The sequence below is a fragment of the Microcoleus sp. S13_B4 genome (assembly GCF_036700885.1).
Classification (GTDB): domain Bacteria; phylum Cyanobacteriota; class Cyanobacteriia; order Cyanobacteriales; family Microcoleaceae; genus Microcoleus.
In genome coordinates this window covers 1-20,229 of sequence record NZ_JAUBPU010000043.1, presented here as the reverse complement: position 1 = coordinate 20,229, position 20,229 = coordinate 1, and the positions used below count along the sequence as shown (strand labels likewise).

Sequence of the window (20,229 nt, the reverse complement as noted above, 5' to 3'; positions counted from 1 at the left end):
GCAATAAAATTTTTACTGCCAAGTTTAATAATCAAGGCAGGAAGTCGTTTTTACCAAATTTTAATGTATTTTTAGGATCATAAAAAACTTATTTTTTTACATAGGTATGTCGTTATTCAGACTAAGCCGTTATCCCTATTCCCAATTTCTCGGATATATTGTCTTCTCCTGCCTGGGGTTAGTGTGCCACTTTTTCCCAATAGCGGAATCATCTATTATTCATGCGAACCCTCTCCTAACTTTAGTCAACGTTAACACTCTGGGATTTTATCATACTTTTCGCTGATTTGTTGTTTAATTCCCGTTATGAACTTAAGCAGGGATGATTCAATGACTATTTAAGTGGACAAGTCAACTATCCCAGTATTACAATGAGTTTAACTGGTAGGAGAGATATTGCTATCACTGTCCCAGTTGCGTCCATATTGTGTATATCTAAGAACATCTAAGCGAAAATTTAACGGATATAGCTAAAATTGAGAACGTTCCCAGAATAGTTGGCATTCTACCGACATTGCAGACAAATTAAAACTTAATTGCATTTGGCAATCAGTAAAATTACTGAAAACACTGCTTGTTGAGGAGTGGAAAATTTGGGATTTGGGGGTGAGTAGGCATAAATATGGCGCGAGGCATGATTCCTCGATCGCCCAACTCTAAGTTCTCCACCCCCAATCTGAGTAAATGCTGAGCATAATTGCTGATTGACAAACGCTTCCCTAGCTTATGTTGTCACCAATGTTCTACCAATAGGATTGAGTAGGAATAGAATTGATGAAAAATAGAAATACTTGGCGATACATCCGAATAATTAAGGGAAAGAATGTCGCAAGAGATACAGATAGGGCCGATTGAAAACCTAATCGTCCCCCTACTGAACGTTTTCTTCAGTACCCAAATAGGAGAAAAGGAAAACCTTGCGATCGCACAATTGGAAAGAAGTTCTAGAATTATAGCTGAAATGCACGATTTAACATGACCAAATTCCCACCAGATAAAAACCAACCGCCACAGCAAGAGAGCACAACAGCACAGGCATTGCGACAGGCTCACTTCGACGCTTTTTTTGCAGGTGCCAACGCCGGAATGGTGATTTTTGACAGCCAATTCCGCTACGTCCAAATTAACGAAGTTCTGGCAGAGATGAATGGCTTTTGTGTGGCCGACCATATTGGTAGGTCAGTGCGTGAAGTGCTGCCAGAATGGGCTTCGACTGTTCTGGAACCGCTGCTGCAAGGTATTCTGGATACGGGCAAGCCCATTCTCGACTATGAGTTAGTGGGTGAAACGCCCAAAGAACCGGGCATCATCCGCTACTGGCACACATCTTACTATCCTTTGCGGGATGAAAATGGCATCATTTTTGGTGTGGGTGGGATTGTAATTGAAATTAGCGATCGCAAGCGGGCAGAACAAAAGCAGGCACGACTAACGGCAATTTTGGAAGCAACTTCCGACTTAGTAGGAGTTGCGGAGGCCAGTGGACATAACGTCTACCTCAACAAAGCCGGACAGAAAATGCTGGGGATATCCCCAGAGGAAGCACGAACTTCGTTTAGCATAGATTCAGTATTAGCTCCCTCGGCAAGGGCAAAATTCCAGGACGAAGTAATTCCAACGGCCTTGCGAGAGGGTAGCTGGGCTGGTGAAACCCTATTTGTGTCACGCGATGGGGAAGAAATTCCAGTCTCCCAGGTTTTGATCGTCCACAAAACCGAAGCGGGTGAAGTCGAGTTTATTTCCACTATTGCGCGGGATATTCGCGATCGCAAAAAAGCAGAGGAAGAACGGCAATTGCTGGTTACAACGATCGAGAATAGCCGTGACTTTATTGGCGTTTCCTCAATGGATGGTCGCCCTCTACTGGTGAATCAGGCTGGTCTGGATTTGGTGGGACTCAGTAATTTAGACGAAGCCAGAACCAAACACATTACCGACTTCTTCATGGCAGAAGATTTGGAGTTCGTACAGCAGCATACCCTGCCTGCAGTGATGAAAGACGGAAGTTGGAGGAGTGATTTCCGCTTCAGACATTTCCAGACAGGTCAACCCATCCTGGTAGATTACACCCTATTTTTGGTCAGACATCCAGAGACTAATGAACCGGTAGGGATTGCCACCATTACGCGGGATATTCGCGATCGCAAAACCGCAGAAGAGGTCCTCAAACAAAGTGAAGAACGATTTCGTTCTTTGATGGAAGCTACCGCTCAAATTATTTGGATCTGCAATGCCGACGGCGAAATGGTGATCGAGCAACCTACTTGGAGTGCATTTACAGGACAGACATTTGATGAGTACAAGGGATGGGGCTGGCTAGAAATGTGCCACCCAGACGATAGCACTTATGTTGCTAGCGTCTGGTCGGCTGCCTTGGCCAATCGCTCGCTCTATGAAGCTGAATCCCGTATGCGCCGTCATGACGGGGAATACCGGTACATGAGTAGTCGTGCTGTACCACTTCTGAACGCGGATGGTTCAATTCGAGAATGGGTTGGGGCTAATACAGATATTACCGATCGCAAGCAAGCGGAAGAAGCTGTGCGCGATCGCAATGCACTGCTGAACTCTATTTTGGAAAGTACACCAGACTTCATTGTCGTTAAAGATCGGGAAGGTCGTCATGTTGCCATTAATTCCAACCTGGCAAATTTTTATGGTAAACCGATTGAGGACATCCTGGGCAAAGATGATTCGGAACTCCTGACCGCTGCCGTCGCCATTCCAATGATGGCAAAAGACCGCGAGATCATGGAAGCAGGCACCACGGAAACCTACGAAGAAGATGTCTCTAATGGTGGGATCTACAACACTTATTTAACGACCAAGGCTGCTTGGCGGGACGCTCAGGGCAATATTATCGGCCTTATCGCCATAGCACGAAACATTGGCGATCGCAAACAAATGGAAGCTGAGTTACGCGATCGCAATGCACTACTAAACTCGATTTTGGAAAGTACACCAGACTTCATTCTCGTTAAAGACCGGGAAGGGCGTTATGTGGCCCTTAACTCCAATTTGGCCAACTTCTTTGGCAAGCCAATTAAAGAAGTCATCGGCAAAAATGATTTGGAAATACTGCCGCCTGACATTGGCAGTGAAGTTATGGAAAAAGATCGCCACATCATGGCAGCCGGAATCATTGACACTTACGAGGAAGATATCTCTTCTCATTCTGAAACCACTAGGACTTTTTTCACTACCAAGGCTCCTTGGCGGGATAATCAGGGCAATATTTTGGGCATCATCGGCATAACACGAGATATTACCGATCGCAAACAAGCTGAAGAAGCGTTGCGACATAAAGAAACTCAGTATCGCAGTATTTTTGAGTCGGTGAACGATGGCATTATCATCACAGAACTAGAAACCGGAAAAATAGTCGCCATCAATCCGGCGCAAGCCAGAATCCACGGCTACACTTCTGAGGAGTTCGCTCAACTACCACCTGGAAGCTTCATACACCCAGATAGTCACCACCTATTTGTGGACTTCTTAGAAACTGTGAAGGCAGGTAAGCAGTTCTTCTGTCATGCCATTGATGTCCGCAAGGATAAGAAGTGCATTGATGTGGAAGTTACAGCAACCCCCTATTGGCAGGATGACAAGCTGTATGCGTTATCTGTGGTGCGAGATATTACCGATCGCAAACAAGTAGAAGATGCTATAAAACAAAGCGAAGAACGCTATCGTTCGCTAATCGCTGCTACGTCCCAGATTGTCTGGGCAACGGATGCTGAAGGAAGAGGCACGGATCTACAGAGTTGGAGAGCTTACACCGGGCAAACTGAAGCTGATGTGCTTGGTTTAGGCTGGTTAGATCCAATTTATCCGGATGATCGGGAACGAACGGCTCAGGTGTGGATGGAAGCAGTGCAAACGAAAAGCCTGTTTGCCATAGAATATCGAATCCGGGGAGCCGATGGAAACTATCGTTATTTTCAAGCTAGAGGTGTGCCAATTCTAAATGAAGATGGCAGCATCCGGGAGTGGATTGGCACTTGTAGCGATATCCACGATCGCAAACAAGCCGAAGATGCTCTAAAACAAAGTGAAGAACGCTATCGATCGCTAATCGCTGCCATCTCCCAAATTGTCTGGATAGCGGATTCTGAAGGGCGATCCCCCGATTTACCAACTTGGAGAGCTTATACTGGACAAACCGAAGCTGAAGTGGTTGGTTTGGGCTGGTTAGAAGCAGTTCATCCGGACGATAGCGAACGAACGGCTCAAGTCTGGATGGAAGCAGTCCAAACTAAAAGCCTGTATGACGTAGAATATCGAATCCGACGGGCGGATGGAAACTATCGTTATTTTCAAGCTAGAGGGATACCAATTCTAAATGAAGATGGCAGCATCCGGGAGTGGGTTGGCACTTCCATGGATATCCACGATCGCAAAGAAACAGAAATCGTACAGGCAAAAGCCAGGGAAGCAGCAGAAGCAGCTAGTCGGGCTAAAAGTGAATTTCTTGCCAACATGAGCCACGAGTTGCGGACTCCCCTTAATGGCATTATGGGATACGCGCAGATTCTTCAGCGCTCTAAAGTCTTGAATGAAGAAGAGCGATCGCGCATTGATGTCATTTATCAGTGCGGTTCTCATTTACTCACCTTAATCAATGATATTCTCGATTTGTCGAAGATTGAAGCACAGAAAGTGGAACTCCAGCCCACCGATTTTCATTTCCCAGCGTTTCTGCAAGGTGTAGCAGAGATGTGTCGCATCCGAGCTGAACTTAAGGGAATTCACTTTCATTTTCCATCCAGCCCCGAACTCCCGATCGGTATTCGTGCGGATGAAAAACGCTTGCGACAAGTGTTAATTAATCTTTTAAGCAACGCTATTAAATTTACCGATGAGGGGAGTGTCACTTTTATAGTCAGTTTTGCAACAGAAGGAAAAATTCGGTTTGAAATACGCGATACAGGTACCGGCATTGCCCAAGATCAACTCCAAGCTATCTTTCAGCCCTTCGAGCAGGTAGGCGAGCGCCGACGGCAGACGGAAGGTACCGGATTAGGACTGGCAATTAGCAAAAGGATTGTAGAACTAATGGGCAGTACCATTCAGGTTCAAAGTGAGATGAATGTTGGCAGTATTTTCTGGTTTGATGTCGATCTGTATCAAGCGGAGGAATGGGTGAAAACTTCTCAAGTTGACCATCGCGGACAGATTATTGGCATCAAAGATCGCCAACCTAAAATTGTGGTTATTGATGACAAATGGGCTAACCGTTCGGTAGTTAGCAATTTGCTCAGTCCCCTAGGCTTTGAGGTGTCTGAAGCGAACGATGGGCAGGAAGGCTGGGAAAAAATTCTGGAGGTACAGCCAGATTTAATCGTTACCGACTTATTAATGCCCCAACTAGATGGCTTCGAGCTAATTAAGCGGGTTCGAGAATCGGAAAATTTCAAAGACATCATCATTATTGTCTCTTCGGCCAGCGTATTTGAAACCGATCAATACAGAAGTTTAGAAGCAGGAGGCAACACTTTTATTCCCAAACCTGTTCAAGCCACGGAACTTCTGCAAAAATTACAACAGTATCTTGATTTAGAATGGGTTTATGAAGCTAATGAAGATCCACTGGCGATCGGCTCAGACACCACTGAGCTAATTGCCCCGCCAGCTAAAGAAATGGAAATGCTATACGAGCTAGCTATGAAAGGAAATTTCCTAGAAATAGTTAAGCAGGCGGCATTACTTCAAGAAATAGATCCCAAATACATTCCCTTTGCTATAATATTGCATCAGATGGCAAAGGACTTTCAAGACGAAGAGATTTTAACGTTTATTGAGTCCTACAAGTAAGGTTTATGAATTCCGAGATTCAAGCACATGGTACGATTCTTATAGTTGATGACAATTCAGCTAACTTAGGTGTATTATCTGATGCCTTAAGCCAAGAAGGATTTGAAGTTCGGGTTGCGAAATCTGGCAAAATGGCACTAGAGCGAGTCAAATATGCTCTACCGGATCTAATCTTGCTAGATGTGATGATGCCAGAGATTGATGGATTTGAAACCTGTCGTCGATTACAGGCTAATCCAGAAACTAAACAGATTCCCGTTATATTTATGACTGCTCTCTCGGATACGGCTAATAAAGTTGAGGGGTTTAAGCTGGGGGCTGTAGATTATATTACCAAACCCTTCCAACAGGAGGAAGTATTAGCTCGCGTTAAGCTGCACTTAAAGCTTCATGTTCTAGCTGATAAATTAGAGGAAAAAAATATATTATTAGAGCAAAAAATTGTAGAAGTCAGCCAAGCCTATGATGATTTGCAACAAATGCAACTTAAGTTAATCCAAAGCGAGAAAATGTCCGGCTTAGGGCAAATGGCGGCTGGGATTGCTCATGAAATTAATAACCCTATAAATTTTATATCGGGAAATCTGGGTTATGCCCAAGAGTACGCTCATAACTTACTAAAGATTATACACCTCTATCAAGAAGATTATGTAAACCCCACCCCTCGGATTCAAGCAGCAATGGATGAAATAGAACTGGAATTTCTGGAAGAAGATTTTATCAAAGTTCTTAACTCAATCAACTTAGGAACGCAGCGCATCCAAGAGATTGTCAAGTCTATGCGAATTTTTTCTCGCCTGGATGAGGCAGACGTGAAAGCAGTAAATATCCATGAAGGAATTGATAGTACACTCACCATCCTGCATCATCGTTTAAAAGCAAAACCCGAGCATCCTGAGATTGAAGTAGTAAAAGAGTACGGTCAGCTTCCACAAGTAGAATGCCATGCCGGACAACTCAATCAAGTGTTCATGAATATTATTTCTAATGCCATAGATGCTTTGGATGAATCTAATCAGCAGCGTTCCTTTGCAGAAATCAAACAACACCCGAACCGCATTCGGATTTCTACAAAACTAATTGACGAGAATTGGGTTACTATTCATATTAGTGACAACGGTCGGGGAGTTTGCGAAACTTTACAACCGAAACTATTTGACCCTTTTTTTACCACCAAACCGATCGGTAAAGGAACTGGTTTGGGGTTATCTATCAGTTACCAAATTATCGTTGAAAAGCATGGCGGCAGATTATACTGTCAACCTGTATTAGGAACGGGAATAGAATTCGTCATTGAAATTCCTATTCGCCAGCAAGCTTGTAAAGCTGCATAGTTTCCTGGTGTAATATCTGTTACGAACTTTGGTTAATTTCTCGCTGACAGCGGGGACGACAAGGTGTTCCTGTGCAAATAAAGCCTGCAGGCATATTTCTAAAGACGCTGCTGCGAGCTCCGATTAAAGCGTTAGCACCGATTTCTACACCAGGGCCAATGAAGCAGTCGGCGGCAATCCAAACGCCGTTATTAATGATCACAGGTGCTGTGATTAAGCCAAAGGCTGGGTCTTGAGGGTCATGAGTGCCGGTGCAGAGGTAGCTTTTTTGAGAAATGACGCAATGTTTGCCGATCGCAATTCGATCGAGACTGTACAATACAACATCATCTCCGATCCAACTGTAGTCTCCGATTGCAATTTTCCAAGGATAGGTAAAACGAGCCGTGGGGCGAATGAGCACACCCTGACCTATTTTCGCTCCAAATAACCGCAGCAACCCCCTTCTGATGCGATTAAAAGGGTGTGGAGTGAGAGGAAATGCGATCGCCTGCACGAACCACCAAACCAAAATTAGCCAACCCGGCTTTCCTCGATCGAACTTTGATTGATCGTACTTCCGCAAATCAACTAAAGATTCGCCTGTCAAATTATTTGCGTGATTGTCGCTAATTGGACGATCGTTTATTTGAGAATTGGGGGAATTTGCGATCAAATTTTCCGGATATTGGTTCTGATTTGGTATATAATCGGTCATTGATAGTTAATTTAATGTTTAATTTAAAATCGAGTTTAAGCTTAAGGACTGCTGCATGACATTTCTAGTTAGGGACAATTTTGACTCTCAAAACGCCAAGGATCTCGCACAATGCGAGAATATCAATCCCAGAATTGGCAAAGTGCGACTTTTACAAACAGCATTGGTACTGCTTAGCAGCTTTTTTGTAGCAGAGTTAATCGCCGCACTTAATTCTCATAGTTTGTCCCTATTAGCAGATGCGGGTCACGTTTTTTCAGATGTAGCAGCTTTAGCAATAACTTTGACAGCGACTTGGTACTCATCAGTCAAACGCAAAAGTAAATCCGTAGATTGTACGATCGCACAATCGTCAATCCCTGAACGAGGAGAAATCATTGCTGCTTTAATTAATAGTATCAGTTTAGTGGCGATCGCCCTTTGGATTGCCGCAGAGTCGATCGCCCGCTTGCAGTCCCCAACTCCCGAAGTAGAAGGACTCCCGATGTTAATTACCGCCATAGTCGGTTTAAGCATCAACTCGATTAATGCTTGTTGCTTGCATTCCTGCTGTCACGGCGACTTGAATCTCAAAAGTGCCTTTCTGCACGCAGTCGCGGACATTTTTTCGTCGGTTGGAGTAATTTTAGCTGCGATCGCCGTTGCGTGGCTGCACTGGAATTGGGCTGACGGCTTAATTAGCTTGCTAGTCTCTGCATCAATTATTTTATTAACTCTACCATTGCTAATCGAAAGCATTCAATTGCTGCTGGGAAAAGTATCAGCAATATCCGCAAGTCAACAACCTTGTGATTGCGAAAAAGTGAGCGCAGAACAATTGCTTTTTCCATCCCTCGAAGAACTTATTAAATGAAAATCCCTCAAACCACTCGGTAGGGGGTAACTTTCCTAATTCCCAACTACCACTTCCTAATTCCCAATTCCCCCATGCCTCCAAAATATTAAGGCAATTTCACTTCTGTCTCCTGACTGATAACTACTGGCGGCGACAGAGGCGGTTGAGATTCGGCCACATTCAACTGACCGCCACAACAGCGCAACTCATAAAGTTTTGCATTAATTTGATACTCATATTGACTCAATAACCTTGCATAAATATAGCCAGCTTTTCCATCCAAAAAGCCGAGCTGAATGAAGTAAAATAAAATAAATCTGAGCATTGGTTTAAAAGGCAGCCACACCCAAGCTTTTTTGAAAAATCGCTTCCGCTGTACGGCATCTCCAAAGAGGTGAGCGCCAATAGTCCCGCTGTCGTCGCGCCCTTCAATAATATTGTAATAAACGCGAGCTTCCCAATTAGAATAGCGATTGTGCCGTTCTATCCAGTGAAATAAATCGCGGTAATCCTCGTGGATCATGTCATTTTTTAAGTAGCCGACTTGACCCGCTAAAATGACGTGTTCGTGAACTTCGTTGTCGCCAGTATTGGGGACGGATTCAGTGCCGAGGTTTTCGTAACGTCCTTTTTGATGCTTGAACAAACGCAAATTCCAGTCGGGATATCGGCCGCCGTAACGCAGCCACTGGCCTAAAAAGAAGACTTTGCGGTTGAGGTAGTAGCCGTCAAAATTGGGGTCTTCGATCGCCTGCGCGATTTCGTCCCAAAGTTCCGGCGGAATGCGCTCGTCGCAATCGACAATTAATACCCATTCGTTGCGAAAGGGCAGATTGTCCAAAGACCAATTTTTCTTTTTCGGCCAGCGGTTGTCGAAGTAGAATTGCACTACTTTTGCGCCGGTGCTGATGGCAATTTCTACCGTGCGATCGCTGCTTTGGGAATCAACCATGAAAACTTCATCCGCCCTGGCAATGCTGGCCAGACACGCTGGTAGATTAAGTTCTTCGTCTTTTGCCGGAATGAGAACTGAAACCGGAATCTTGGATGAACTAGATGTCATAATCGAGTGCTTGAACCTGAATGCGGTCGAGTTTTGGTGGATGAAGTGCCATCGGCACAGCCGCGCCGACGACTTGAGCAGCGAGGGATATTGCCTATAGCCTAATGCCTACTGGTCGATTTCGGTGCAAAAATCAGGCCGCGGATGGCTGCGCTCAAATAACCGATTTGACCCCAGGCAAAAACGAAGTTTTCAAAGCGCAGCCCTGGATCTCTAATATATTTAAAAGACTTCCAGACACCCCTCAAGATTCTTTCACCCCCCCGCCCAAGCTGAGCAATACCGGCTCGATCGGACAATTGTTCGCGATAACACTCGCTGATGCCTTGCCACCACCCGCGCTCTAGAAACCAAGCTTTGTTGAGCCTTTCTCCAGCGACATTGTGCCGCACCAGGGCATCCGGTAGATAAACTACTTGCCAACCTAACTCTAAAGCTAATTCTGTGGCCCGCAACTCTTCATTTGACAGCAACTTTTTGCCGACTCTACCGAGTTTGACATCGAAGCCGCCAATTTGTTCGAGAAAAGCGCGCCGGATTGAGTAGTTTACCCCCCTGGGAGTCAAACCGGCAGCAGTCACGTACAGGTAAGTATCGCCTAAATCGTATGATCCCAAGTTCTGGGCTAATCCCGGTGACAGCCATTCGGGCGGGCGGACTCCAGAAGGCCAGAGCAAATTGACTTTGCCACCAGCTACGGCGAGTTTTTGATTGCTTTGATAAGCCGCGTGCAGCACCCGGAGCCAATTCGGCTCAGCAATAGCGTCGTCATCGAGATAAGCTAATATTTCGCTGCGAGCTTGCTTAGCGCCAGTGTTCCGGGCTACTGACAGACCAATTTCGGGTTCCCAGAGGTACTTGAGGCGCCGATCGCCCTGTCTTGCTTCTACCACCTCGCGGGTGCGCGAAGTCGAACTGTCGGGGCTTGCATAATCGCTAGAAGCGTTATCCACTACTAATACTTCAAAGTTGTCGGGAAAATCCTGTACCAGCAAGCTGTCGATCGCCCCCCCTAAATAGGCGGCGCGATTGTGGGTGCAAATAATCGCTGATATCTGAGGGTCTGGCATAAATAACAGCTTGGGAAATACTGGGGCTCGCGATCAACTTACTGTGCAATTGTCTCAACAATGCTATTATCGCTTAAAAAGCATTTGGTAGTTGGCAGTTTAAATCATAATTGGTAATTGGTAATTGATAATTGTGTTTAATCCTTTGTATGTGACTAATGACTGCTGACTAATCACTAATGAGTAACTCAGAACCCACCACATCGAGACAATTAATCTTAGTAACTGGGCCGGCCCGAAGCGGCAAAAGTGAATGGGCCGAAACTCTGGCGACTGGTTCTGGAAAACAAGTAATCTATGTGGCTACCGGTCGCGTTGATGAAACGGATTTGGAGTGGCTTCGTCGCCTCGATCAGCACCGAAATCGCCGTCCAGTTGATTGGGCAACTCTAGAAGTGCCGATCGAATTATCGGCCGTTGTGCGGGCCAGCAAGCCGTCGGATTGCTTGTTGATTGATTCCCTGGGAACTTGGACGGCGAATCTTTTGGAAGAAGAAGCTGCTGTTTGGGCGACTACGCAGCAAGATTTGCTAGCTAGTTTGAAGTCGGCGGCGGCTGATGTGATTTTGGTAGGGGAAGAAACAGGATGGGGCGTTGTGCCTGCTTATCCGGCGGGGCGGCTGTTTCGCGATCGCCTCGGCACTCTCGTGCGCCACATCGGGGCGATCGCCGATAATGTTTATCTCGCCACCGGAGGTTACGCCTTGGATCTAAGAGCTCTGGGTACCCCGCTGCCACCCGTAGCGAAAAATTAACAGCCGGAGTCGCGATCGACAAGAGAGAAAACATCTCGGTTTCCCGATGGACAATTTTAACTGAAACTCAGGTATAATTTTAACTAAGATTGACAACTCAAGAGTTACATAAATTAGTCAAAAAACATACTCCCTAGGGCGAAGCGCAGAATAATTGGACATGAGGAATAGCCAAATTGGGACAATATGTAAAAGATCAAGTGTCTCTTAAGAAAGAGTGAGAATTTCCCATTAAAATCTAAAATAATCAATTAGTTGAAGGGTAGACTAAAAGTTATGGCATCAGATAGTGAAGTAAGAAAATATATTGCTTACTGGTTTCAGTTAGGCAAAAAAGTATTAATTCGCAACGGTTCCGAAGCGCTGCTGCCCAAATCGGTAAATGCGGGCGATCGCTACAGCCAGGAATTTGAAGACTGCTGGCAAAAAATCATCTCCCGCGACAGCGGAGACTGTTACCTCGAAGGCACAAACGAAACAATTACCCAACTGCTGACACCAGCTTGGGAAATCAGTCCCTGTGCGCGCTGCGCTATGCCCGTAGTGTTCCAACAAACGGGGATGCCCCCGGAGTTCTGTCCCTGTAACGACTTACCGAACTGGCCCGATACCGAAATGCCCCAACCCCGATCGCCCGTCAGCAGCCAATCGCAACTATCAGGCCTTCGCGATCGACTCAAAAGATCCAGCGGCGAGTAAGTATATAAGAAGGAAGAAGGGTCTTCTTCCTTAAATTGTTACAATATATTTACAATGCTTCACACTAGGTCTGATTTATGAATGTCAAGACAGTATCGCCAGCCTCCCCGCAAACTTATGTAAATTCAGGGACTCAGGCTGTACTCGGCAATCTCCAAGATGCAAATACAATTCCCCTGCAAGCAGTACCAGTATCACTAGAAACGGAGGTCGTAACGGACGATCGGCTCAAATCAGCCAGAGACATAGCTTTCGAGTTAGCCGGAGATGCTGTTCGGTACGATCCAGTGGCGATCGCAGCGCTGTACCGAAATCGACCTCTACAAGTCTGGGGAAGGCTGTCGAGCGTTGTTTGGACATTTTTTAGCTTTGCCTTCAGTGTGTGGTTCGACGGCAAAACAGGTCGTACCGCCACCAACCAAAAGCGTCGCGCCGTCCGACTGCGAGAAATTCTGGCCCAACTCGGCCCAGCTTTCATCAAAATCGGACAAGCACTCTCAACACGGCCTGACTTAGTACCGCCAGTATATTTAGAAGAACTAACAACGCTGCAAGACCAATTGCCAGCATTTCCGAACGAAGTAGCATATCAATTCATCCAAGAAGAATTAGGCGCCCACCCCAAAGACATCTACGCAGAAATCACCCCCGATCCGATCGCAGCAGCATCTCTCGGACAAGTCTACAAAGGCAAACTCAAAACAGGGGAAACAGTCGCAATCAAAGTGCAGCGACCGGGTTTAGCCGAGAACATCGGCTTAGATATCTACATCCTGCGGCGCGTTGCAGTTTGGGCACAAAACAACTTCAAAATAATTCGCAGCGACCTCGCAAGCATTATGGACGAGTTGGGTGAGCGCATTTACGAAGAAATGGACTACACCCACGAAGGTCAAAATGCCGAACGGTTTGCCCAACTCTACGGCCACATCAAAGACATTTATGTTCCCAGCATCTACTGGGAATATACCCGCCGCCGCGTCTTAACAATGGAGTGGATCACCGGCGTGAAACTGACTAATTTAGAAGCAGTTAAAGCTCAAGGAATCGACGCTCCTTACTTAATTGAAGTGGGGGTGCAGTGTTCTCTCAGACAACTGCTAGAACACGGTTTCTTTCACGCTGACCCGCATCCCGGCAATCTTTTGGCAACTCCTGACGGTCAATTAGCTTATCTCGATTTCGGGATGATGAGCGAAGTTAAACCTTATCAGCGGTACGGCTTGTTGGAAGCTGTGGTGCATTTGGTGAACCGCGACTTTGAAGGTTTGGCAAAAGATTACGTGAAGTTGGAGTTTTTAACACCAGACACGGATTTAACGCCAATTATTCCAGCTTTGGCCAGCGTATTTAACAATGCTTTGGGTGCTAGCGTTGCCGAACTGAATTTCAAAAGCATTACTGACGAGCTTTCGGCGGTGATGTACGAATATCCTTTCCGAGTTCCAGCTTACTATGCTTTGATTATTCGATCGCTCGTTACCTTAGAAGGGATTGCTATTAATGTCGATCCTGAATTCAAAGTGCTGAGCAAAGCTTATCCTTACGTAGCAAAACGGCTGTTGAGCGACCCCGCACCGGAATTGAGAGCATCCTTGCAAGATTTGCTGTTCAAACAAGGGGAATTCCGCTGGAACCGCTTAGAAAACTTGCTCAACAATGCCCGCGAGAGTGATGATTACGATGTCAGCAAAATCTTGAACCAAGCATTAGAATATTTATTTTCCGAAAGAGGAGATTTCATTCGCGATCGTATTGTCCTCGAATTAGTCAAAAGTCTCGACACACTTTCCACGAACGCTTTTGCTAACGCCAAAGCAGTCGTCGGCGAATGGTTTGGAGTCAAGGCAAATCAACCTGTGGTTTCACCAACTGAACAAAAAAACTTAGAGCACATTAAGCGGATTTGGGATATTTTGCAATCAACTCCGGGTTTTGACGGGATGAAAGTATTGCAACTTCTTCCGCAGTTGTTGGTGAAACCGGAAGTGCAGAACATGGGTCAGAAAGTAGTCGGCGGTTTAGCTCAAAGAGCAGTTGCTAGGGTAATTCGTGAGTTTTTGCTTTCGCAGGAACCGGATGCGATTCCCGTGAATGGAAGCTATGCTAAAACTTCGCCTCAGTTGTCTTTGCCTGCTGCGAAGTAGTTTGATGGGGCGTTTTTTTGAGCGCAGATATTAGCAGATAAACACAGATGAACGCAGATGAAATTTCGTCTGCGTTCTTTTAATTAAGCTAATGCTGTAGCTGCTGGTAAAGGTTCAATTTCTTCGGGCTTTGCGTGACGGCGGGGGTCATCAAAACCCCAAGCAAATAGCCAATCGGGGTCAGCGTTACCGCACCCGATTGAATATATTTGGCTGTGTTTGAAATGCTTGAAAAACTCCTGACACTTTTCATCGGTCATTTGCGATTCTTCTAGCGGTAAGTCGTGAATTAGGGCGTATAAATCAAATTCGTTTCGCTCTGGATTCCATTGATATCGCAATTCAGGAGTGTAACCAAGTTCGAGCAGCTTTGCTATTGCCTCATCAGGGTTTTTATAGTTGTCTAAGTGAACGCGGTTCAGGGAAACAACTACTTGTACGTGGTGGTATTTGGCGGGTGTTAATTGATATTCGGTCATTGGTTTTTCCTTTTTTTCTCATCACAGGTGTAATAGGTTCTTCCGGTTGCGTCGGGGAGTCTTGTTGCTTCGCGGTTCTGCTGTTCGCATCGCTTAGCAGCTTCTGCGTCACTCCGAGCATAAAAAGGTCTGTCCGGGTGTTCAGCGAGTTCGGCTTCCAAGTCTTCCCAAGATTTTTCTGGGTTGTCTGCGTCTCTCAACATTTGTCCCTCGCTTAATGTCTCCTCAGTCTTGAACGTTTTGCCCCGCTTGAGTTTTAGGCTCTGGCGGGGTTTCTGCTGTCTCTAGCCATTGCTTCATCAGTAAACCGATGACTTCGCTCATGGGCTTTTCTTGAGCTGTGCAAGCTAGTTTGAATCGTAGCTTTAGCCTTTTATCTACGTAAACGCTTAGTTCAGCCATTTCAGGTGGAATTTTTTTAGCCATATCTCTTACACGCGCATACCTGTATTCTCGCATCTGGCGAGGGGGCGGTTTACTACGTGGTGACATGACTACGTATTGCGCGGTTGCGCGATATACGTTATCCTACCAACATAGCCAAAAAACGGCAACCCCACCGCATTAAGAAATGTTGTTGCCGGAACCGCCGAACCAGCTATCCCTACGGGATTGTTCCAGGAAGATGTCGCTGCCTGCTTTGTCGTAATCCTGTTCACAAAAGTGGAGACAGCTAGCTCATAAAATCTTTATGTTGACTAAAACTTCAAAAATAGATAAGATTTCTACAGTAGATCTTTTTACTTGCTGCGTAAGCCTTATAGCTCTTTCCGATGCAGAAGAATCAGAGTCGCTTCCTTCGATCGAAACGGCTACGCGCTGCCCTCTGGTATGCCGCCAACGGCAAGTGCCAGCATTGTAGATGTGATTTGCCTTCAGACTGGCACGCAGATCATATTGAGCGATGGGCAGAAACTCAGAGAACCAATGTCCACGAAATGCAGGCATTATGTCCCAAATGTCATCATCAAAAAACTGCTGAGGAGAACAGAAACATGACAGATGCAATCCAATTAGACCTTTTTTCTTCACAATCTCCTAAAGAACCTCTTAATTTAAGAAGACATCAAGATGAATTTTTACAAATCTGTAAACGCATAAAGGCAGGCGAACAAATAAAAAAAATTCTCATGCTTGTTACGCCTGGAGGCGGTAAGAGTCTTATCCCAGTAATTGCTGCTGCAAACTTAATTCCCAATCGTAATTCGGGCAACAGCTTTCATGGAACCATAGCTGATGCAATCTGTTGGGTTGTTCCCCGACTCAATCTCCAAAAGCAAGCAGAAGAGAATTTTGAAGATGGGTATTTCAAAAATATGCTAGGGCATCAGCATAGAATTATGGCAAATAACAATGAGCCTAATCCATGCAAGGGGATGAATGGCTATGTAGCTACATACCAGGCTATTATAGCAAATCCCGATCTTCATGCTCAAGAACTTCGACGCAAGCGCTATATTCTAGTGCTGGATGAGTTTCATCATGTTGAGAAAGATGGAGCATGGCATGGAGCGTTGCAGCCATTGGTAGATAATGCCGTATTAGTCATCTTAGTAACAGGAACCGGTGAGCGTGGAGATCGAAAGGAAATTGCTTTTATGCCCTATAAAGCAACTCCTAGCGGTCTTACTCCAGATCTATTAAGTAGTAAAGGTACTGTAGTTATTGAATATACGCGAGGACAAGCACTCAGAGAGGGGGCTATTGTTCCTCTCCATTTTGAATGGGGTGATGGACAGGCTGAATGGATAGACCAACAAGGGCAGAAAAATTCAGTGGAAAGCCTAGCAGAGGCTGGAGACTATAGGGGGATAGCACTTCGCACAGCGCTTAGTACCGGATACGCCGAGCAGTTACTCACAAAGTGTGTTGATAATTGGAAGTCACATAAAAAAGATAACCATAGAGCTAAGCTATTGGTACTCGCGCCATCAATAGCAACAGCTAATCAATATTTGGAGTGGCTGCAAAAGTTAGGAATAAAAGCCTTAAAAGCCACAAGTGATGAATCGAAAGAAGCGCAAACAGCAATTAAAAAATTTAAGAAACACTACAAGTACGGCGATGCAAAAGCAGTTGATGCTTTAGTAACAGTGGCAATGGCCTATGAAGGGCTTGACGTTCCGGCAATTACCCATGTTGCCTGTTTAACTAATATCAGAAGTAAGCCTTGGCTGGAACAATCATGGGCAAGGGCTGCGAGAGTCGATCGAGAAGCTGGAGTTTTGAAAAAAACAGGATTGATTTATCTTCCCGATGACCAGTTGGCTGTGAACTGCGTACAAAACATCATAGCAGAACAAGAGCCTATTGTGAAGGAAAGAGAATTAAATAGGCGTGACAATGGCAATGGTGGTAATGGGGAGAATGATGCTAAAAACAAAGAACAGGGATATAATAGTATTATCGCATTAAATTCAAGTTTGACACGCTCAAGAGCATCTGATTCAAGTAACGGGGAAACTGTTGATTATGCTGAAACCGCTATACTTCAATCAACCGCACAGGAGTTTGGAATTAGTGGCAGCACTATAAATCTGAAACGTTTTATGGAGTCGTATAATACACGGCGAATTAGCCCTGAAGTTTATGCAGACTCATCAAACCAAGAATCGTTAACCCCAAGTGAAGAGCTGTCCATTATACGAGACAAAATTGAAAAATATGTCCGTTACTATACAGCCAAGAATGGTATGGAGTTCAAAGCCATTAATGGGGAAATTGTCAAAGAATTTGGCAAGTCACGCACAGCAATGGCACTTGAAGAATTGAGGCGGGTGTGGGCATGGCTACAAAGCAAATATCCAATGAACGATTGAAAGCTCACATAGAAACTCTGGGCAATGCAGGCGAACTGAATGCACCTCCTGGATCGCGCCCTTGGGCGATCGCTGTAAGGCTGGAATTGCAATCAGCCTTACATGATGCTGCATTCAATGCTCAACAATTGAAAGCATGGCGCGATTTGATGAAGCAATTCTCTGGCTATCATCAGCTTGTTGACGAGCGTGGACAGCCATTCAAGACTTATGAAGAACTCTGCAAGGCTCAACCACCATTTGGTTTGGGTTACGAGCCGTCAGATATTGACAAAATCATTCAGGAACTAGCATCACCTAATGCAAAGACCTTTGAGCCTGAAGAAGATCAATTTCAAGAGCAAGAAAGTTCATCAAAATATTTGGAAAAATTTTCTAAGCTGGTTCAAGCTTGTCCTGATCAGCAGCCTATAAATGCAGTTAAAATTCAACGAGTATTGCGGACTTGTTTAAGTAACGCACACATTTGGAGGAAAGGTTGGCTAGACTTGGGATGGATTGAACCATTATCCGGTAATAAACGTGGTGATTACCACATCACCCATTTGGGGCGGAAACTGGTGAAAGATTGGTTAGAAAAAGTTCCATATAGTAGCCTAAATACCCCTTCATATGTAAAGATTCCTCGCGATAATCCCAAGAGAGCTGGAGAGGCGCTAATTAAAGCTTTGGACTCTGAGCAACTCAGAGAACTTTATAGTTTAATCGGAGAATCGCTTAATGAAGAGTCAAGGTAACTATTTGGGTTAAAATAAGACTACCTATGGAAGCAGTCAACTTTTACGCTATAGGGATGTATAAAAATAGTAAATGCACAAAAAAAAATGGTAAATTTATATTGGAAATAGACTAACCGGAGAGCGGATGAGCCCCTTTCCAATGTGGGTGGGGATTCCGATCGCACCAATTCCCAAAAGTTCGATCGTACCAATTCCCAAAAGTTCGATCGTACCTTCCCCAACACCCGATCCGATACCCGGTTTTCCCCTCAACATCTGACTGCCACAAATTCCCGATTTATCCCTACTGTTGCCCCGGACGCACCCCACGCAGCCCTCGACGCCCATCACACCAAAGGCTGCTGCCCGCATACCATCGGCGCCGACTATTCTCCCTGTTTCCCAACTCACCTCCTCGATCGCCACTCAATCTGCGATCGCCCCGCAACTTTCGTGTCGGGTGCGATATGTGTAAGGAAACTGCACGGCAACGTGTCCAGCGCGCATAGTATCCCTGACTACTATCTTTTTATGTCATAAATTTGCTATGAATAGCAAAACTAAACACTAGCGGGGCAAAACCTGTGGGCAAGTTTGATAAAATATTCAATTCAGAAGACCAATCCGAAGCAAGCTTGACTTTAGAAGAATCCGTAGCAGCGGTAGCACTTGTCGCAGCCGAGGCAAATTCCCCTGACACAGATGCTGATATGTTAGAAAGCATACTTTGGGAATCAGAAATATTTGCTGAATACTCGGAAGATGATATGTCAGCAATGTTTCAAAAACTCGCCGGTATTGTTGCCCAAGACGGTTTAGGAGCATTATTTAATACTGCTTGGGAATCCATGCCAGATGAGTTAGTTTTGGATACTTTTGCAATAACCGCAGCAATGTTTGTCGCAGATGGCGAAATATCTGAGAAGCACGAGGCTTTTCTCCAAGAATTCCAGCAAGCATTAGGTGTGGAAGATGAGGAAGCAGCAGAAATTATTGAGGATGTAATTGCTGCTTACTCGGAAGTAGAGGGCGAAGAGTCTGATTTCAATGGGGCATGGTACGTATCTCCTGAAGGCAATTTTAGCGTTCCCATTCCAGTTGACGAGGAACGAGGCGGTAAAATTGATGAGCAAGAAAGCTGTGTCGCATTTTCTGACGACTTTGGCGTTTTGCTGAAAATTGATTATTTCCCTGTTGCTGGTGAAGTTGAAGAAACAATCGAGTCGGTTGGCGAGGAAGCTTATCTCAAGTCTTTTCTCGACAATTTTGTTTCTCAGGCAATTCTTGGTAATGTTGCCAATTCTAAGTTACTCCACGCAGAATATTTAGAAGATGAAGAAGCTTATTTCGTGGTTTTAGATTTGCCGGCGGGTGCAACTATCAGCGTGCAAGAAAACGATGGCCCTCTAACTCGGTTGGATGCTTACCGGGGACTTATGGCTTTTATTGCTGACGATTTTTGCTACACCGTAAGCTGTCAGCGAATTTATCAGGAGGGGGATGAATTGGGTTCCCTGGAGTCTGAAGTGGAGGGAATTATGAACAAGATTTTTGAGTTTATTGAGACAATCGAATTCGGGCCGATCGAATAACGAGGAATTATTTAGGGGGGCTAAAAACCGGGTTTCTTTCTAAATGTCTCGCTGGTTAACCCTATATTTTCATAGAAACGGGGTTTTTTTGCTAACCATTCTCAGGATATTACATCGTGTCCGGTCGATCCCACATTCCGCACCCCAACTGTCACATGGGGTGCGGGTGGGCTGTAAATTCTGGTTCGATGGTAAGCGCGCCAGCC

General features: G+C 45.2%; 19 protein-coding genes. 11 read left to right on the top strand and 8 right to left on the bottom strand.

Going from position 1 to position 20,229, the window contains the following annotated elements; all coding sequences use genetic code 11:
- Positions 1 to 823 precede the first annotated feature (823 nt).
- Genes QT994_RS19805 through QT994_RS19795 form a run of 3 tightly spaced genes read left to right on the top strand, consistent with a single transcriptional unit; the run spans position 824 to position 7,148 of the window.
- Entirely contained in the window at positions 824 to 979 is a 156-nt protein-coding gene (locus tag QT994_RS19805; RefSeq protein ID WP_333049556.1) for a hypothetical protein, read from the top strand.
- Positions 976 to 5,814 carry a PAS domain S-box protein gene (locus tag QT994_RS19800; RefSeq protein WP_333177375.1) on the top strand — a complete coding sequence of 1,613 codons (4,839 nt, stop codon included), beginning with the start codon at positions 976 to 978 and terminating at the stop codon, positions 5,812 to 5,814. The genes QT994_RS19805 and QT994_RS19800 overlap by 4 nt, the downstream gene beginning before the upstream one ends.
- A gap of 5 nt (positions 5,815 to 5,819) precedes the next feature.
- Entirely contained in the window at positions 5,820 to 7,148 is a 1,329-nt protein-coding gene (locus tag QT994_RS19795; protein ID WP_333177373.1) for a response regulator, read from the top strand.
- 19 nt (positions 7,149 to 7,167) lie between these two features.
- On the opposite strand, the gene hpsU is transcribed toward QT994_RS19795, so the two are convergent.
- Positions 7,168 to 7,845: a hormogonium polysaccharide biosynthesis acetyltransferase HpsU gene (gene hpsU, locus QT994_RS19790; RefSeq protein ID WP_333177370.1), complete on the bottom strand. Its 678-nt coding sequence runs from the start codon at positions 7,843 to 7,845 to the stop codon at positions 7,168 to 7,170.
- A gap of 55 nt (positions 7,846 to 7,900) precedes the next feature.
- Here hpsU and QT994_RS19785 point away from each other — a divergent pair, with 55 nt between their 5' ends.
- The gene (locus tag QT994_RS19785) at positions 7,901 to 8,698 is read left to right on the top strand and encodes a cation diffusion facilitator family transporter (RefSeq protein WP_333177367.1); all 798 of its coding nucleotides are present in this window, start codon (positions 7,901 to 7,903) and stop codon (positions 8,696 to 8,698) included.
- 88 nt (positions 8,699 to 8,786) lie between these two features.
- On the opposite strand, the gene QT994_RS19780 is transcribed toward QT994_RS19785, so the two are convergent.
- The gene (locus tag QT994_RS19780) at positions 8,787 to 9,704 is read right to left on the bottom strand and encodes a glycosyltransferase family 2 protein (protein WP_333177402.1); all 918 of its coding nucleotides are present in this window, start codon (positions 9,702 to 9,704) and stop codon (positions 8,787 to 8,789) included.
- Here QT994_RS19780 and QT994_RS19775 point away from each other — a divergent pair.
- Positions 9,631 to 9,843, top strand: coding sequence for a hypothetical protein (locus QT994_RS19775; RefSeq protein ID WP_333049572.1), 213 nt, complete (start codon positions 9,631 to 9,633; stop codon positions 9,841 to 9,843). The two genes, QT994_RS19780 and QT994_RS19775, sit on opposite strands and share 74 nt — an antisense overlap.
- Before the next feature lies 1 nt (position 9,844).
- On the opposite strand, the gene QT994_RS19770 is transcribed toward QT994_RS19775, so the two are convergent.
- Complete coding sequence (locus QT994_RS19770; protein WP_333177364.1) at positions 9,845 to 10,813, bottom strand: glycosyltransferase family A protein; 969 nt, start codon at positions 10,811 to 10,813, stop codon at positions 9,845 to 9,847.
- A gap of 179 nt (positions 10,814 to 10,992) precedes the next feature.
- On the opposite strand from QT994_RS19770, the gene cobU reads away from it, so the two are divergent.
- From cobU to QT994_RS19755, 3 genes are all read left to right on the top strand, one after another.
- Positions 10,993 to 11,568, top strand: coding sequence for a bifunctional adenosylcobinamide kinase/adenosylcobinamide-phosphate guanylyltransferase (gene cobU, locus QT994_RS19765; protein WP_333177362.1), 576 nt, complete (start codon positions 10,993 to 10,995; stop codon positions 11,566 to 11,568).
- A 276-nt stretch (positions 11,569 to 11,844) separates the two neighbouring features.
- Positions 11,845 to 12,267: a hypothetical protein gene (locus QT994_RS19760; protein ID WP_333177359.1), complete on the top strand. Its 423-nt coding sequence runs from the start codon at positions 11,845 to 11,847 to the stop codon at positions 12,265 to 12,267.
- 77 nt (positions 12,268 to 12,344) lie between these two features.
- Entirely contained in the window at positions 12,345 to 14,414 is a 2,070-nt protein-coding gene (locus QT994_RS19755) for an AarF/ABC1/UbiB kinase family protein (RefSeq protein WP_333177357.1), read from the top strand.
- 83 nt (positions 14,415 to 14,497) lie between these two features.
- On the opposite strand, the gene QT994_RS19750 is transcribed toward QT994_RS19755, so the two are convergent.
- The 4 genes from QT994_RS19750 to QT994_RS19735 all read right to left on the bottom strand — a co-directional run bounded on the left by QT994_RS19750 (position 14,498) and on the right by QT994_RS19735 (position 15,841).
- Positions 14,498 to 14,893 (bottom strand): hypothetical protein, encoded by a 396-nt coding sequence (locus tag QT994_RS19750; protein ID WP_333177355.1) that lies wholly within the window; start codon positions 14,891 to 14,893, stop codon positions 14,498 to 14,500.
- Positions 14,890 to 15,096: a hypothetical protein gene (locus QT994_RS19745; RefSeq protein WP_333177353.1), complete on the bottom strand. Its 207-nt coding sequence runs from the start codon at positions 15,094 to 15,096 to the stop codon at positions 14,890 to 14,892. Before QT994_RS19745 ends, QT994_RS19750 begins: the two co-directional genes overlap by 4 nt.
- A gap of 22 nt (positions 15,097 to 15,118) precedes the next feature.
- Positions 15,119 to 15,319, bottom strand: a complete 201-nt coding sequence (locus QT994_RS19740) for a hypothetical protein (protein ID WP_190663069.1) — start codon at positions 15,317 to 15,319, stop codon at positions 15,119 to 15,121.
- 252 nt (positions 15,320 to 15,571) lie between these two features.
- A complete protein-coding gene (locus tag QT994_RS19735; protein ID WP_333177350.1) occupies positions 15,572 to 15,841 on the bottom strand; it encodes a hypothetical protein in 270 nt (89 codons plus the stop codon).
- Between QT994_RS19735 and QT994_RS19730 the strand changes: the two genes are divergently transcribed.
- Both QT994_RS19730 and QT994_RS19725 read left to right on the top strand, forming a co-directional pair.
- Positions 15,763 to 17,712 carry a DEAD/DEAH box helicase family protein gene (locus tag QT994_RS19730; RefSeq protein WP_445243926.1) on the top strand — a complete coding sequence of 650 codons (1,950 nt, stop codon included), beginning with the start codon at positions 15,763 to 15,765 and terminating at the stop codon, positions 17,710 to 17,712. The two genes, QT994_RS19735 and QT994_RS19730, sit on opposite strands and share 79 nt — an antisense overlap.
- Positions 17,679 to 18,449, top strand: a complete 771-nt coding sequence (locus QT994_RS19725; protein WP_333177344.1) for a hypothetical protein — start codon at positions 17,679 to 17,681, stop codon at positions 18,447 to 18,449. Before QT994_RS19730 ends, QT994_RS19725 begins: the two co-directional genes overlap by 34 nt.
- 96 nt (positions 18,450 to 18,545) lie before the next feature.
- Here the strand turns inward: QT994_RS19725 and QT994_RS19720 are convergent, their stop codons facing one another.
- Positions 18,546 to 18,857, bottom strand: a complete 312-nt coding sequence (locus tag QT994_RS19720; RefSeq protein WP_333177342.1) for a hypothetical protein — start codon at positions 18,855 to 18,857, stop codon at positions 18,546 to 18,548.
- A gap of 158 nt (positions 18,858 to 19,015) precedes the next feature.
- On the opposite strand from QT994_RS19720, the gene QT994_RS19715 reads away from it, so the two are divergent.
- Positions 19,016 to 20,023: a tellurite resistance TerB family protein gene (locus QT994_RS19715; protein ID WP_333177339.1), complete on the top strand. Its 1,008-nt coding sequence runs from the start codon at positions 19,016 to 19,018 to the stop codon at positions 20,021 to 20,023.
- Positions 20,024 to 20,229 lie beyond the last annotated feature (206 nt).

What these genes read in the sequence shown, in the direction of transcription:
- QT994_RS19805 (WP_333049556.1), top strand. Translation starts at nt 824, where the DNA reads ATGTCGCAAGAGATACAGATAGGGCCGATTGAAAACCTAATCGTCCCC.
- QT994_RS19800 (WP_333177375.1), top strand. Translation starts at nt 976, where the DNA reads ATGACCAAATTCCCACCAGATAAAAACCAACCGCCACAGCAAGAGAGC.
- QT994_RS19795 (WP_333177373.1), top strand. Translation starts at nt 5,820, where the DNA reads ATGAATTCCGAGATTCAAGCACATGGTACGATTCTTATAGTTGATGAC.
- hpsU (WP_333177370.1), bottom strand. Translation starts at nt 7,845, where the DNA reads ATGACCGATTATATACCAAATCAGAACCAATATCCGGAAAATTTGATC.
- QT994_RS19785 (WP_333177367.1), top strand. Translation starts at nt 7,901, where the DNA reads ATGACATTTCTAGTTAGGGACAATTTTGACTCTCAAAACGCCAAGGAT.
- QT994_RS19775 (WP_333049572.1), top strand. Translation starts at nt 9,631, where the DNA reads ATGAAAACTTCATCCGCCCTGGCAATGCTGGCCAGACACGCTGGTAGA.
- QT994_RS19770 (WP_333177364.1), bottom strand. Translation starts at nt 10,813, where the DNA reads ATGCCAGACCCTCAGATATCAGCGATTATTTGCACCCACAATCGCGCC.
- cobU (WP_333177362.1), top strand. Translation starts at nt 10,993, where the DNA reads ATGAGTAACTCAGAACCCACCACATCGAGACAATTAATCTTAGTAACT.
- QT994_RS19760 (WP_333177359.1), top strand. Translation starts at nt 11,845, where the DNA reads ATGGCATCAGATAGTGAAGTAAGAAAATATATTGCTTACTGGTTTCAG.
- QT994_RS19755 (WP_333177357.1), top strand. Translation starts at nt 12,345, where the DNA reads ATGAATGTCAAGACAGTATCGCCAGCCTCCCCGCAAACTTATGTAAAT.
- QT994_RS19750 (WP_333177355.1), bottom strand. Translation starts at nt 14,893, where the DNA reads ATGACCGAATATCAATTAACACCCGCCAAATACCACCACGTACAAGTA.
- QT994_RS19745 (WP_333177353.1), bottom strand. Translation starts at nt 15,096, where the DNA reads ATGTTGAGAGACGCAGACAACCCAGAAAAATCTTGGGAAGACTTGGAA.
- QT994_RS19740 (WP_190663069.1), bottom strand. Translation starts at nt 15,319, where the DNA reads ATGGCTAAAAAAATTCCACCTGAAATGGCTGAACTAAGCGTTTACGTA.
- QT994_RS19735 (WP_333177350.1), bottom strand. Translation starts at nt 15,841, where the DNA reads ATGCCTGCATTTCGTGGACATTGGTTCTCTGAGTTTCTGCCCATCGCT.
- QT994_RS19725 (WP_333177344.1), top strand. Translation starts at nt 17,679, where the DNA reads ATGGCTACAAAGCAAATATCCAATGAACGATTGAAAGCTCACATAGAA.